Source organism: Bacillus sp. ok061 (assembly GCF_900108285.1).
GTDB lineage: Bacteria > Bacillota > Bacilli > Bacillales > Bacillaceae_G > Bacillus_A > Bacillus_A thuringiensis_S.
Window position 1 is genome coordinate 39773 of the sequence record NZ_FNUW01000007.1, and the last position, 14027, is coordinate 53799.

The following is a 14027-nucleotide window of genomic DNA, read 5'->3' on the forward strand; positions in this document are numbered from 1 at the left end:
ATAATGTTCTTTAGCCTTTAATTTTAAATTTATCTTTAACGTTAGTAAATATTAAAAATAATATGATAGCAGAAATTAAGTTAGATAAGTAGAAATCTTGATGAAACAGTAGTTCGAAGATGACATAGAAAGTAACGAATAAGGCGATAACAGGTAGTATGCAAATAAATATAAATCTCCAATTTTTTAAGTAATGTCTATAATTAGTAAGTACTTTCTCCATAAATGTAGCTCCTATATTTTTGTTTTTATATAATTATACATTTAGATACAAGGATTTTCAAAGTGAAAATATTTAGCAATTTAAAAATATAAGGAAAGTATTTGTTGAAAATCCAGATTGCTCTAGCAATCTGGATTTGACTTTAAATAACTATACTAAAATGATACACTATAATCTACGTTATTTTTGAAATGAATAGAGGGATTTGTGTGATAAATAAAATTAAAAATGCTGTAGAGGATATGTACGAGGATGAGGCTAAAGATTTACTTCAAAGTATTCTCATACAGTTAAACTTATTAGAAGAAAACTATAGTGAAGATACAATTAAAAATTTGATGGATATTCCGAAACAATTAAAGAGTAATCCTACTTATAAAAGAAATGTAAAAGAAAGTACGCACGTACATATTGCTTTTGATGACTCAACGGCTGGTTGCTTAACATATATGTTAAGTCAAGAAGAATTATCTGAAGAGAGTGTTGTTGCTTTTTCTGAATTCTTTTCAATTGGACCGATATATAAGTTGCATACGAATGGGGGGCAACTAGCAAGACAGAAGTGGTTAATAAATAATTTAACTGCTTATGATAGTTATTTTGAAGAAGAATATTTATCAAGATTTATAGCAACTATAGAAGAACTACATACTATTCCTGTTGAAACGCCTATTACAATTTGGAAGGCTGATAATGCACATGAACATGTAGGCCTAAGTTTTGTAATGGCACAATTAAAGGATAAGAAAAACATTCGAGTTATTAATACGTCTGAAGCAAGTCGAGAAATATTAAAACAAGAGTATGATATTCGTGGAACTGGAGAATTACCACCTGAAAGTTTAGCTCTATTCCAAAAAAGTTTTGCAAAGTTATCTTATTTAACTGAAGAGAAGCGAATGAAGTTTGAACATGAGTGGGATAGATTATCGGAAAGCGTAAAATGTTTAAGAGTGTGGAAAGAAAATGAAGTGTATTCTGTACAAGAAGATTATTTTGATCAATTTATAATTGAATGCGCGAAAAGTGTGGGTGCTGATCGAGAATTCCTCAAAGCTCCTAGAGTAATTGGTGAAGCCCTTGGTCTTGTTGAACAATTGGTTGGAGATACTTTCTTAGAATATCGCTTGAAACAATTAATTAAACAAGAAGTATTTGAATTTGAAGGTTCGTTAGATGAAATGCGTTTTTATAGTGTGAAGTTAAGGAAATAATAAACACCTTCTATTTTTGAAAGGCTCGTATTTTTAATAATACGAGCTTTTTAAGTTGAATTTGGGCTATAACATAAGCTTCCCAGAGAGGGCATATCACATATAAATGTTAAAGGTAATGAATGAAAAGTAGGTGATTTGTTAATATGTATAACCAACAAAATTATCCATATGATCAAGGAATGTATTATAATCCACAAAACTACGGGTATGAATCTGTAGATGAAGTGAGAGATATGGAACAAGAAGATTACAGACCAGATGATGCGGAAGATGCTCCAACGTCACCACCGCCGTCGCAAGCTCCGTCGTTACCGTCTACCTTTGCGTCTCCATCTCAAGCGGGCAATATGAAATCATGGATGTGTAATTGTCTAGGAAGATGGGGCTATTTACGTTTACATCGTCCTGGTCCTTTCGGAAGGGACTTATGGTTCTTTCCGACTGAAGTGAGAAGAAACGGAGTATCAGGTTACACTTGGCAAGGTGGTCGTCGTCGTAAAGTAAGTTATCGCTATCAACAAATTAGTAATTTTATGTGCTTCGCATAAAGAGTAGTGGGAGAGTGAAACGATTTTACTCTCTCACTTTTTTATTTTTCAATATACCAAGTAAGATTTTGGTTAAAAATTTACAATTTTCACGTTTTTATTAGAGTATAATGCATATGTTGGGTTGGTTTTCAAAAACAAATGAGAGTGAGGGAATACAATGTCAATGAAAAACAAAGTTGGACTAAAAATAGAGGATGGCATTAATTTAGCTTCAGCTCAATTTAAAGAAGATACGTATGAAATTTATAAAGAATCTAGAAAAATGCAACCTATCTTATTTGTGAATAAAACTGAACTAGGTGCGGAATGGCTTATCACAAGATATGAAGATGCCTTGCCACTTTTAAAAGATAGTCGCTTAAAAAAAGATCCAGCCAATGTATTTTCTCAAGATACATTGAATGTGTTTCTTACTGTTGACAATAGTGATTATTTAACTACTCATATGTTAAATTCAGATCCACCTAACCATAATCGTTTACGATCACTAGTACAAAAAGCTTTTACACCGAGGATGATCACGCAATTGGAAGGAAGAATACAGGATATTGCAGATGATTTGTTAAATGAAGTCGAGCGAAAGGGTTCATTAAATCTTGTTGATGATTACTCGTTCCCTTTACCAATTATTGTAATAAGTGAAATGCTTGGCATTCCAAAAGAAGATCAAGCGAAATTTAGAATTTGGTCTCATGCTGTCATTGCTTACCCAGAAACACCAGAAGAAATAAAAGAAACTGAAAAGCAACTATCTGAGTTTATTACATATCTTCAATATTTAGTTGATATTAAACGAAAAGAGCCAGAAGAAGACTTGGTGAGTGCTTTAATACTTGCAGAGAGTGAAGGGCATAAACTTAGCGCTCGAGAACTATATTCAATGATAATGTTACTAATTGTGGCGGGACACGAGACAACGGTAAATTTAATAACAAATACAGTATTAGCGCTGCTCGAAAATCCAGATCAATTACAGTTATTAAAAGAAAATCCAAAATTAATTGATGCCGCTATTGAGGAAGGATTACGATATTATTCTCCAGTTGAAGTTACAACTTCAAGATGGGCAGATGAACCTTTTCAAATTCACGACCGAACAATCGAAAAAGGAGATATGGTTGTCATTGCCTTAGCTTCTGCAAACCGTGATGAAACTGTATTTGAAAACCCAGAAGTATTCGATATTAATCGGGAAAATAATCGTCATATTGCCTTTGGTCATGGTAGCCATTTCTGCTTAGGCGCTCCACTTGCTAGGTTGGAAGCAAAGATTGCTATTACTACTTTGTTTAATCGAATGCCTGAACTACAAATAAAAGGAAATCGTGAAGAAATTAAATGGCAAGGTAACTATTTAATGCGTTCTTTAGAGGAATTGCCTTTAACTTTCTAGAATAGTTAAAGGGAGACATGCATACATCGAACATGGTTTACATAGAGTATGTATGTGTTATTTAAATTCGAAATGGAAGGGTGAAAACATCCCAATGATCAACTAATTCTATTTGTAAGAGACCTTCGTTAAAAAACGAAATATTCTTCTGAATAGGGTTAGTCTGTACATTTATAGAAAAGGGATGTATTTCGCTCTGCGAATATATAGTCTTTTTATATGATTTGTGCTGCCTCCTGTTCAGAACATGAAATAGGAGGCTTTTTTATGTCGACAAATGTAGTAACGAAACAAAACAATGGGGTATCACAAGTATTAAAAAATCGGTTTGTTCAAGGGATTTTAGCATCAGCATTATTTTTACAAATAGGAATATGGGTTCGAAACTTTGCAGTATTATTATATGTAATGGAAATGACAAAAGGTGATGCTTTTGCTATTTCGATGATTTCAGTTGCTGAATTCGCTCCAATTTTTATTTTTTCATTTATTGGCGGTACTTTTGCTGATAGGTGGAAGCCAAAGAAGACAATGATATGGTGTGAAACGTTAAGTTCCATTTCAGTATTCGCTGTATTAATTACGCTTATGTTTGGAACGTGGAAAATTGTGTTTTTTGTGACACTCATCTCTGCAATCCTTTCACAGTTTTCACAACCATCTGGAATGAAGTTGTTTAAACAACATTTATCAACGGAACAAATTCAATTAGCAATGTCTATATATCAAACGATATTTGCAATATTTATGGTATTAGGACCAATCCTAGGGACATTTATCTTTCATAGTTTTGGAATTTATATTTCAATCATCATAACAGGTATCTCGTTTTTACTTGCGGCAGTTGTATTGTTATTTCTTCCGAAAGATCTTGAAAACGACGTAGAAAAGAAAGATATCACTCTGTTGCAGGAGATGAAGGATGGTATTAAGTATGTCAAAAAGAAAAAGGCATTAACTTTGCTAGGGCTTTGTTTTATGGCTGCAGGACTAGGTATAGGATTAATTCAACCATTGGGTATATTTATTGTGACTGAGCAATTAGGATTATCAAAAGAGAGTTTACAGTGGTTACTAACGGTAAATGGTGCAGGAATGATTGTTGGCGGAGCATTAGCAATGGTATTTGCGAAAAACGTTGCTCCGCAAAAGATGTTAATTATGGGTATGCTTGGGCAGGCAATTGGTATTGGGATTATAGGTTATTCCACAAATTTATGGGTAACACTCACAGCACAACTTTTTAGTGGTTTAGCTCTTCCATGTATTCAAATTGGTATTAATACGCTCATTATTCAAAATAGTGATACTGATTTTATTGGTCGTGTAAATGGCATTTTAAGTCCACTATTCACCGGTTCAATGGTAGTAACAATGAGTATTGCTGGTTCATTAAAAGAAATGTTCTCATTAAGTACGATGTATGAAGGCACAGCTTTGCTATTTATAATTGGATTATTATTTATTTTACCTATATACAATTTAAAGCCAGTAATAGCGGTAGAAAGTGAAATAAATGGTAAAGGAAGTGCTGTACAACATGAATCCTAATCCAAATATTAAATACCCTATTGAAGGAAATCAAAACGTTCAATTTATAAAAAATACAATAACAAAATCTAATATACTTGTTGGTGACTATTCTTATTATGATGCAAAAGATGGAGAAACATTTGAAGATCGAGTATTACATCATTATGAATTTCTTGGAGATCGCCTAACTATTGGAAAATTTTGTTGCATTGCATCGGGAGTAAACTTTATTATGAACGGAGCGAATCATCGGATGGATGGATTTTCGGCATATCCATTTAATATCTTTGGAAATGGGTGGGAGAAGCATACACCTAGTTTGTCTGATTTACCTTACAAAGGTGATACAGTTATAGGAAATGACGTTTGGATTGGTATGGATACAACTATTATGCCCGGAATAAAAATAGGGGATGGTGCAATCATTGCAGCTAAATCTGTTGTGACTAGAGACGTCGCACCCTATACAATCGTTGGTGGAAACCCTGCAAATAAAATAAAAGAGAGATTTTCAAATGAAATAATAGAAGAACTATTGCAAATTCAATGGTGGCATTTTGACATTGAAAAAATAACTGAAAATATAGATGTGATTGTACGAGGAGATATTGAACCATTAAGAAAGCTAAAAAGGTAATAAAAAATACATGACAAAGAGTATCATACCTCCGAAATTTGTTAATGATAATAGAACAAGGAGGTGTGATACTATGGCACAAGACGTTTTATGTGAAGTAAACAACTGTAAATTTTGGGCGAACGGTAATAAATGTAGTGCAGAGGCAATTTACGTAGTAAGTCATAAAGGTAAACATGCATCTACAACGGAAGAAACAGATTGCAAAACTTTCGATCCAGAAGTGTAAATTTTTTAAGGGTAGCCAAATCGTGGTTGCCCTTTTATTAATTATAGTATTGATAATAAATATCATTTTCATTCATTGTTATTAACTTTTCTTGTTATTTTTTTATATTTTTTTCATAAGTGATGTAATCCAACTCAATTCATGTTCAATTCGTGATTTACTAAATTCAATGACTTCAGTAATAAAAGATGAGGTAACATCTAGAGACTGAATAGCAGTAAGCTGTTTATGTAGTACGTTTTGACGTACAGTCAAAATCTCTTTTCTATCCTCATAGTCAAGTTTTTCAAATAGCGCAATACGAACAAGAAATTCTGTATTGTTTGTCGCAAGTTTTTCGGGAAACTCTCGTAACATTTCAGAAAAAATTTCTTCTCCTGTTTCTGTTATATTGTACATATTTCGGTTTGGTTTTCCGACTTGTTTATGTATTTTTTTCGTTATAGCACCCATATTTTCAAAGCGCCGAAGGGCAGGGTAAAGCATGTTGTGATTTAATTCAAAATTCTCACCTAAACGATTTTGAACATTTTTTTTGATTTCATATCCATGTTTTGGTCCTGTCGTTAATTCTGCTAGCAGTAAAATGTCAACGTACATAAAAATCCCCCTTATATATTTCTCAAGTTCTCTAATGAAAAATCTCCTTTTATATATGTTAAAATAACATATGATAGTTTATACAACTTTGAACTGCCGACCTATCACTTTTATTGTAAAAGAAAAGGGAGGAAAGAACTATGGCTTCACCTGAAAATGTTATTTTAGTTCATGAAATTTCAAAGCTGAAAACAAAAGAAGAATTATGGAATCCATATGAATGGTATCGTTTGATGAGGGATAATCACCCAGTTCATTATGATGAAGAGCAGGATGTATGGAATGTTTTTTTATATGATGATGTAAATCGTGTTTTATCAGATTATCGCTTATTTTCAAGTAGAAGGGAGCGCAGACAATTCTCAATCCCTCCTTTAGAAACTAGAATAAATATAAACTCTACAGATCCACCAGAACATCGCAATGTACGTTCCATTGTTTCTAAGGCATTTACTCCAAGAAGTTTAGAACAGTGGAAACCTCGAATACGGGCTATCGCAGATGAACTTGTACAACATATCGAAAAATGTAGTGAAGTTAATATCGTTGAACAGTTTGCTGCACCTTTACCTGTTACCGTTATTTCCGATTTATTAGGAGTCCCAACAACAGATCGTAAAAAAATTAAAGAATGGTCTGATATTTTATTTATGCCGTATAGTAAAGAAAAGTTTAATGATCTGGATGCCGAGAAAGGGATAGCATTAAATGAATTCAAAGCATATCTTCTACCGATTGTTCAGGAAAAGAGATATAATTTAACCGATGATATCATTTCTGATTTAATTCGAGCTGAATATGAAGGCGAAAGATTAACCGATGAAGAAATTGTAACCTTTTCATTAGGTTTACTAGCGGCTGGGAATGAAACCACTACAAATTTAATTATTAATAGCTTTTATTGCTTTTTAGTAGATTCACCTGGAATTTATGAAGAGTTAAGAAAAGAACCTAACTTAATTTCAAAAGCGATTGAGGAAGTATTACGCTATCGCTTTCCTGTTACATTAGCCCGGAGGATTACAGAGGATACAAATATATTTGGTTCTTTAATGAAAAAGGATCAGATGATTGTTGCGTGGGTTAGTGCAGCGAATTTAGACGAGAAAAAATTTTCACAAGCCTCTCAATTTAATGTGCATCGAACAGGAAATGAAAAGCATTTAACCTTTGGGAAAGGTCCTCACTTTTGCTTAGGAGCACCACTTGCACGTTTAGAAGCTGAGATTGCATTAACTACCTTTATAAATGCTTTTGAAAAAATAGAGCTATCTCCATCTTTCTGTTTAGAAAAATGTATATTGGAAAATGAACAAACATTAAAATACTTACCTATTCGATTGAAAGCCAAATAAAAATCTTAACAAGGTGCATACATTTGCATCTTGTTTTTTGTTTCTCAATTGTGAGTTTTCGGTGATTACCTTAATATGGAATTGTATAAAACGTAGAGGAGGATTCTTATGTTGACTTGTAATGGAAGTAAATCATTTCAAAAGTTTATTAAAGGTGTTACAGATCTTATGGAAAACGGTTTATTTGAAGAAGAAATAGTGTGTGGCATTGAAAAGTTACTAGAAGAACTTTTAGAAAAGAAAACATGGCTCCCGTTAGATAAACAGAAGGCGAATTTGACTCAATATGCACGACATTTATTGTATGAAGATCCGCTCAAACGTTTTGAAGTACTAGCTCTCGTATGGAAAGATGGACAATCTACACCTTTACATGATCATGATGGCACATGGGGGGTAGAAGGCGTTTTTTCAGGAAGGATTATGGTGCAGAACTTTATACAAACGAAACAACTTGGTAATTCACTTGTTTATTTAACACATAAAGGCAATCTTTATTTGGGAGAAGGAGAAACAGATAAAGTAATTCCACCAGCGGATTGTCATATTCTTGAAATCAGCAAAAATGAAAGCGTTATTACGATTCATGTCTATGGTAAACAGTTAGAAAAGTTTAAAGTATATATCCCAACTGAAGAAAAAAATGTGTACATGTGTGAGACAAAATATATTAGTTATAATTCATAGTTTAAAATCCAAAGCTTTTTTAAAAAGAAAAGCTTTGGATTTTATTTTTAATTATTTCTTGACCTGAAACGCTTTTCATAAATTATAAATAAGAAGTACCGCACGAGGATTGTATGAAAACGATACCTATTAATTAATTAGAACTCGTGTATTTATAGAAAGTGGTGAAGAAATAATGAAATTAATCGCAATTGATTTAGATGGAACTCTTCTTTCGGGGAATAAAATGATAAGTAATGAAAATGCAGAAGCAATTCGAAAATGTCAAGAAGCTGGCCATGTTGTAGCAATTTGTACTGGACGTTCTATTGTTGATATTGAACGATTATTGTTAGAAGTTGATTTAGAATGTCCAATCATTGCGGAAAATGGTGCGCTTATATATAAAGATAAGAAAATGATGAAGAGATATCCAATTCGAAATATGCAGGCACTTGAAATTGTAGAGTATCTTGAAGAGAATAGTTTGTATTATCAACTTTATACTGATAAAGGTGTATATGTACCGGATTATGGAGTTGAGAGTGTACGTAATGAAATTGAGTATGTGAAGAATTCAAAAGAAAATTTCGACTTGAAAGAGTTAGAAACAATCGCAGCATTGTATCTTGAGCATACAGCGTTTCATAGTGCGAAAAGTTGTAAACAAATTGTAGAAACAGATATACATGTGCATAAACTATTACCATTTTCTTATGATATTGAGAAATTAAAAAAACTAAAAGAAACATTTCTTCATAATACAGATTTAGCAATTACATCTTCATATTGGCACAATTTAGAGATTAATCATCGAGATGCTCAAAAAGGGAATGGATTATATACTTTAGCAGAACATCTTAATATTCCAGTTGAAAACACTGTAGCGATAGGTGATGGGCTGAACGATGTTTCTATGATGGAAAAAGCGAACATATCAATTGCAATGGGGAATGCAGTTGAAGAAATAAAAGCAATGTGTAAATACGAAACGTTATCAAATGAAGAACATGGTGTGGCACATGCTTTATATAAATATGTAATGTAATTAAAAAAGAAAAAAGAATCCAAATGGATTCTTTTTTCTTTTTATTAGGGGTAAGGTATTCTATGAGTTTCATAGAAGCCTTATTACATTTCATTATATAGAATATATTGGAATAAATGTTTATATTTTTCATAAAAATGTGAATATTTTATGAACTTTACACTTATTGCATGTTTATACCGCTATTAGTGACGCGTATGACCCTCAAGGAAAAATTCAGTGAATGTAAGAGGAATGAACGAAATATATACTAATTAAAGGTGTATTCAGTATATACATTCTTTTCTTATTTTAATTGAAAAATAAAATTTGTTCGAATAATTATTCTACAGCTATATACCTACACTAGCTTTCTTCGTATAATGGAGAAGTATGAATTTTAGATTTGTATTAATTTTACATATTGAGGTGAAAAAGGAATGAATTCGCGGCTAATGGAACTTATTGATGTGAGTACAATAGAAACCATGGCAGAACAATTTTATAAATTAACTAACATATCACATCAACTTCTTGATGCTGAAAAAGAGTGTGTTTTTTCATTCGGAATGAATGAGATAAAAAAGAGTAAACTTCCAAAGATTGAAATCCCCATTTTCTTATACAATCAACATTTAGGATCTTTTGTTGTATGGTCCAAAAAAAGTGAAATTTTCAGTTGTCAAAAATACTTTGAAATGCTCTCAAGTTTAATTTTAGATGGCGCAATAAAAGTATTTCAAAGTAAAAATACAACATTGCTTTCTCGAAAAGAGGAGGAACTACATACGATTTTACAAAACATGCCTGTTATGGTCGATGCGCTTGATTATAATGGAGATTTTGTTTTGTGGAACCGAGAATGTGAAATTGTAACAGGTTATACCGCTGAAGAAATAATTGGAAATCCAAATGCACTGCAATTATTGTATCCTGATCATAGTTATCGCCAGAAAATACAAAAGAAATTTTTAACTTGTGGAAAAAATTTCAGAGATTGGGAAATGCACTTAACATGTAAAAATGGTGAAATCAAAACAATAATGTGGTCTAATATATCAGAACAGTTTCCTGTAACAGGATATAGTTATTGGGCTGTTGGTGTAGATATTACACATTTAAAAGCGATAGAAGAGCAGTTAAAACAACAAACATCTGAACTAGAATTAATTTTTAAAGCTTTACCAGATTTATGTTTCTTAACAGAAGATGATGGCACAATTATAGATTACAAGGCAGGATCTCCTACAAAGTTTTACGTACCCGCAGAAGCTTTTATGGGAAAAAAGTTTTACGAAGTATTACCATCTTCAGTAGCACAGCAGTTTCAGGAAGCCATTAATCAAGTGAAGGAAAAAGGAACGAATGTAATTGTAGAATATCCACTCACACTTAATGGAAGTATTGATTTCTTTGAAGCTAGATGCTTACCATTATTACATGATAAAATTATGATTATTGTACGCGACATTACAGAGCGAAAAAAGACAGAAGAATTGCTAAACAAATCAGATACGCTTGCTGCAATTGGTCAATTAGCAGCTGGGGTAGCTCATGAAGTAAGAAATCCTTTAACTGTAATTAAAGGTTTTATACAGTTATTCCAAATTAATAAAGAAGATCAAGAAAGATATTTTGATCTTATGCTTTCTGAAATTGAAAGGATAGAAGCAATCCTGCAAGAATTTCTGTCAATTGCTAAAACAGATGAGATAAATACAGAAAAGAAAAATATTTATCAAATTTTTAAAAATGTCGTATCGTTAATGAATACAAAAGCAATTATGACAAATATTCAAGTTGAACTATTTACGGATGACAAAGATATAATTATTGAATGCTCAGAAAATCAATTGAAACAAGTATTTATTAATATTTTGCAAAATTCAATCGAAGCTATGCCAAATGGTGGGGAAATTTCAATTCACATAAAAGAAATAAATGATGATGGTGTCATCATTCATGTAATAGATGAAGGAATAGGAATACCTGAAGAAAGAATTAAGAGATTAGGTGAACCTTTTTATAGTACGAAAGAAAAAGGGACTGGTATTGGATTAATGTTAAGTTATAAAATTATTGAAAGTCATCAAGGGACAATTAGTATCATGAGCGAGGTTGGTGTCGGGACAACAGTAACTATTTACTTACCGAAAGTACAAAGTAAACAATCTTTTTCTAATTGTGACGATAAATGTATAGCAATACGCACTAGTAGTAATTCTTAAATCAATTAATACCCAATAACAAAGCGATTAGTGAAAGCTAAGCTTTTTGTTATTGGGTATTTTTTATATTTAATTTAGTAAACTTTATCTTTTCTTTACCTTTGTTTTAATTTCTATTAAGTTTTAAACATTATATTATTATTTGTACAAAGCAATGTATAGAAATTGTACATTACTTTTAATATAGAAATGTGATTATTATTTGGAATATTGTAAGGAGGAGATTATGACAAGGTGAAAAAGCAAGAGAAGAAAAGTGGTAGAGTAGTACCTCTCCGGTTAAATATTTTATTCCTTTGTGTATTTTTATTATTTTCTGGCATCGTTATTCAGTTAGGGAAAGTGCAAATTTTTGATGGAGAAACATATAAAAATGAAGTAGAGAAGAGAGCAAATACAACCGTGGGTCTTTCTGTACCACGTGGAAAAATATTTGATCGTGAAGGAAATCCAGTAGTTGATAATAAGTCTTTACGTACGATTACATATACAAAGGTGAAAGGTGTAAAACAAGAAGAAATATTAAAATCAGCAAGACAACTTGCAGACATTATTGAAATGCCGCAAGAAGATATAGCTAAGTTAACTGAGACTGATAAGAAAGACTTTTGGATGCAATTAAATCCAGAACTTACACAAGACTTAGTATCAAAAAAAGAAATAGATAAATTTCGAGATAAGGATATTACCGGAAAAGAACTAGACAAAAAAATAGAAGATTTAAAAAGGAAGCGCGTTACAGATAAAAATCTTCAAGAACTAACGGCTAAAGATATAGAAGTGTTAGCTATTAAAAGTAAAATGACCTCAGGTTTTCAAATGGCACCTCAAATTATTAAAAAGGACGTTAGTGAACAGGAATATGCGGTGATTAGTGAAAATTTAGCGAAGCTTCCAGGGGTAGACGCATCAGTTGATTGGGAGAGAATCTATGTAAATGATGGGCTATTCCGTTCTGTTCTTGGTAACGTTTCAAATGCTGATGAAGGATTGCCACGTGAAAGATTAGATTATTATTTAGTGCGTGATTATAGCCGAAATGATAGGGTCGGCAAAAGTTATATCGAACAGCAATATGAAGATGTACTTCATGGTACGAAAAAAGAAGTAAGAAGTATTGCTGATAAACAAGGTAATACAATGAGAACGGAAACGGTTTCGGAAGGAAAAAGCGGAAAGAATTTAACTTTAACAATTGATATGGAATTACAGAAAAAAGTTGAAGAGAGCATAGAAAAAATATTAAAACAATATAAAGGCTCAGAATCAATGTTAGACCGTGCTTTCGTAGTAATGATGAATCCGAAAAATGGCCAAGTATTATCAATGGCTGGGAAAAAGCTTGTAGAAAAAGACGGGAAAATGGAAGTAGAAGATTATGCTTTAGGCACGCTGACTAGTTCTTATGAGCTTGGATCAACGGTTAAAGGTGCGACAGTGTTAACAGGGTTCGAAACAAATGCAATAACTCCTGGAACACATTTTTATGATGCACCTATGAAGTTTAAAGGAACTAAGGAGAAGAAGTCTTGGAAAAATTTTGGTGATATAGACGATCTAAGAGCGTTACAAGTTTCTTCAAACGTTTATATGTTTAATATAGCATTAAAAATTGCTGGCGTGGATTATGTGAAAAATAGTTCACTAGATATTAAACAAGAATATTTTGATAAAATGAGATATTATTTCAGGCAATTTGGACTAGGCGTACAAACTGGTATTGATTTACCAAATGAAACTGCAGGACAAATCGGAAGAAAAGATAATCAGCCTGGTTTCTTATTAGATTATTCTATTGGACAATATGATACATATACACCACTTCAGCTTGCGCAATATATTTCGACTATCGCAAATGGAGGGTATCGAATGAAACCACAAATTGTTCAAGAGATTAGAGAACAAACCGTTCAAAAAGATGAGGTTGGTAAAGTAGTACAATCAATAGAACCCGTTGTTTTAAATAGAATCGATATGAAACAAGAATATATTAATCAAGTAAAAGAAGGGTTTAGAAAAGTATTTCAAGAAGGAGATGGAACGGGAGTAAGAGCGTTCCAAAAAGCACCATATAAACCAGATGGTAAAACAGGGACCGCACAAACTGTATATGGCGGAGAAAATGATATTGGGCGAAATGAGAAAGGCGATCGTAGAGAATGTTATAACTTAACATTAGCTGGATATGCGCCATATGATGATCCAGAAGTAGCATTTTCTGTTGTAGTACCGTGGGTTGAAAATGATAAATCGGGCATTAACTCCGATATTGGAAAAGAAGTTTTAGATGCTTATTTTGATTTGAAAAATAAGCGATTAAATGGTGAAGCGCCAAAAACAGATGACTCTAAAGAGAATTAAAATGTAC

General features: G+C 32.3%; 13 protein-coding genes. 11 read left to right on the top strand and 2 right to left on the bottom strand.

Annotated elements, in window-relative coordinates; translation table 11 throughout:
• Positions 1-10: 10 nt before the first annotated feature.
• The gene (locus C4S65_RS11715) at positions 11-223 is read right to left on the bottom strand and encodes a hypothetical protein (RefSeq protein ID WP_000416836.1); all 213 of its coding nucleotides are present in this window, start codon (positions 221-223) and stop codon (positions 11-13) included.
• A gap of 209 nt (positions 224-432) precedes the next feature.
• On the opposite strand from C4S65_RS11715, the gene C4S65_RS11720 reads away from it, so the two are divergent.
• From C4S65_RS11720 to C4S65_RS11750, 6 genes are all read left to right on the top strand, one after another.
• On the top strand, positions 433-1437 hold the full coding sequence (locus C4S65_RS11720) for a DUF1835 domain-containing protein (protein ID WP_061665853.1): 1005 nt from the start codon (positions 433-435) through the stop codon (positions 1435-1437).
• A 146-nt stretch (positions 1438-1583) separates the two neighbouring features.
• Complete coding sequence (locus tag C4S65_RS11725) at positions 1584-1988, top strand: hypothetical protein (protein WP_000282700.1); 405 nt, start codon at positions 1584-1586, stop codon at positions 1986-1988.
• A 160-nt stretch (positions 1989-2148) separates the two neighbouring features.
• On the top strand, positions 2149-3384 hold the full coding sequence (gene cypA, locus C4S65_RS11730; protein WP_103945233.1) for a cytochrome P450: 1236 nt from the start codon (positions 2149-2151) through the stop codon (positions 3382-3384).
• Between the two features lie 267 nt (positions 3385-3651).
• Positions 3652-4935, top strand: coding sequence for an MFS transporter (locus tag C4S65_RS11740; RefSeq protein WP_000106399.1), 1284 nt, complete (start codon positions 3652-3654; stop codon positions 4933-4935).
• Positions 4925-5554: a Vat family streptogramin A O-acetyltransferase gene (locus C4S65_RS11745; protein WP_086790399.1), complete on the top strand. Its 630-nt coding sequence runs from the start codon at positions 4925-4927 to the stop codon at positions 5552-5554. The genes C4S65_RS11740 and C4S65_RS11745 overlap by 11 nt, the downstream gene beginning before the upstream one ends.
• A 73-nt stretch (positions 5555-5627) precedes the next feature.
• Positions 5628-5783: a DUF1540 domain-containing protein gene (locus tag C4S65_RS11750; protein WP_000046095.1), complete on the top strand. Its 156-nt coding sequence runs from the start codon at positions 5628-5630 to the stop codon at positions 5781-5783.
• Between the two features lie 102 nt (positions 5784-5885).
• Here C4S65_RS11750 and C4S65_RS11755 read toward each other — a convergent pair whose 3' ends face one another.
• A complete protein-coding gene (locus C4S65_RS11755; protein WP_086406213.1) occupies positions 5886-6383 on the bottom strand; it encodes a PadR family transcriptional regulator in 498 nt (165 codons plus the stop codon).
• A gap of 140 nt (positions 6384-6523) precedes the next feature.
• Between C4S65_RS11755 and C4S65_RS11760 the strand changes: the two genes are divergently transcribed.
• From C4S65_RS11760 to C4S65_RS11780, 5 genes are all read left to right on the top strand, one after another.
• Positions 6524-7738, top strand: a complete 1215-nt coding sequence (locus C4S65_RS11760) for a cytochrome P450 (protein WP_086406214.1) — start codon at positions 6524-6526, stop codon at positions 7736-7738.
• A 108-nt stretch (positions 7739-7846) separates the two neighbouring features.
• The gene (locus tag C4S65_RS11765) at positions 7847-8425 is read left to right on the top strand and encodes a cysteine dioxygenase family protein (RefSeq protein WP_000954433.1); all 579 of its coding nucleotides are present in this window, start codon (positions 7847-7849) and stop codon (positions 8423-8425) included.
• 175 nt (positions 8426-8600) lie between these two features.
• Positions 8601-9452 carry a Cof-type HAD-IIB family hydrolase gene (locus C4S65_RS11770; RefSeq protein WP_061665848.1) on the top strand — a complete coding sequence of 284 codons (852 nt, stop codon included), beginning with the start codon at positions 8601-8603 and terminating at the stop codon, positions 9450-9452.
• Between the two features lie 419 nt (positions 9453-9871).
• Positions 9872-11659: a PAS domain-containing sensor histidine kinase gene (locus C4S65_RS11775; RefSeq protein ID WP_086406215.1), complete on the top strand. Its 1788-nt coding sequence runs from the start codon at positions 9872-9874 to the stop codon at positions 11657-11659.
• A gap of 234 nt (positions 11660-11893) precedes the next feature.
• Entirely contained in the window at positions 11894-14020 is a 2127-nt protein-coding gene (locus tag C4S65_RS11780; protein WP_103945234.1) for a penicillin-binding protein 2, read from the top strand.
• Positions 14021-14027: the final 7 nt, after the last annotated feature.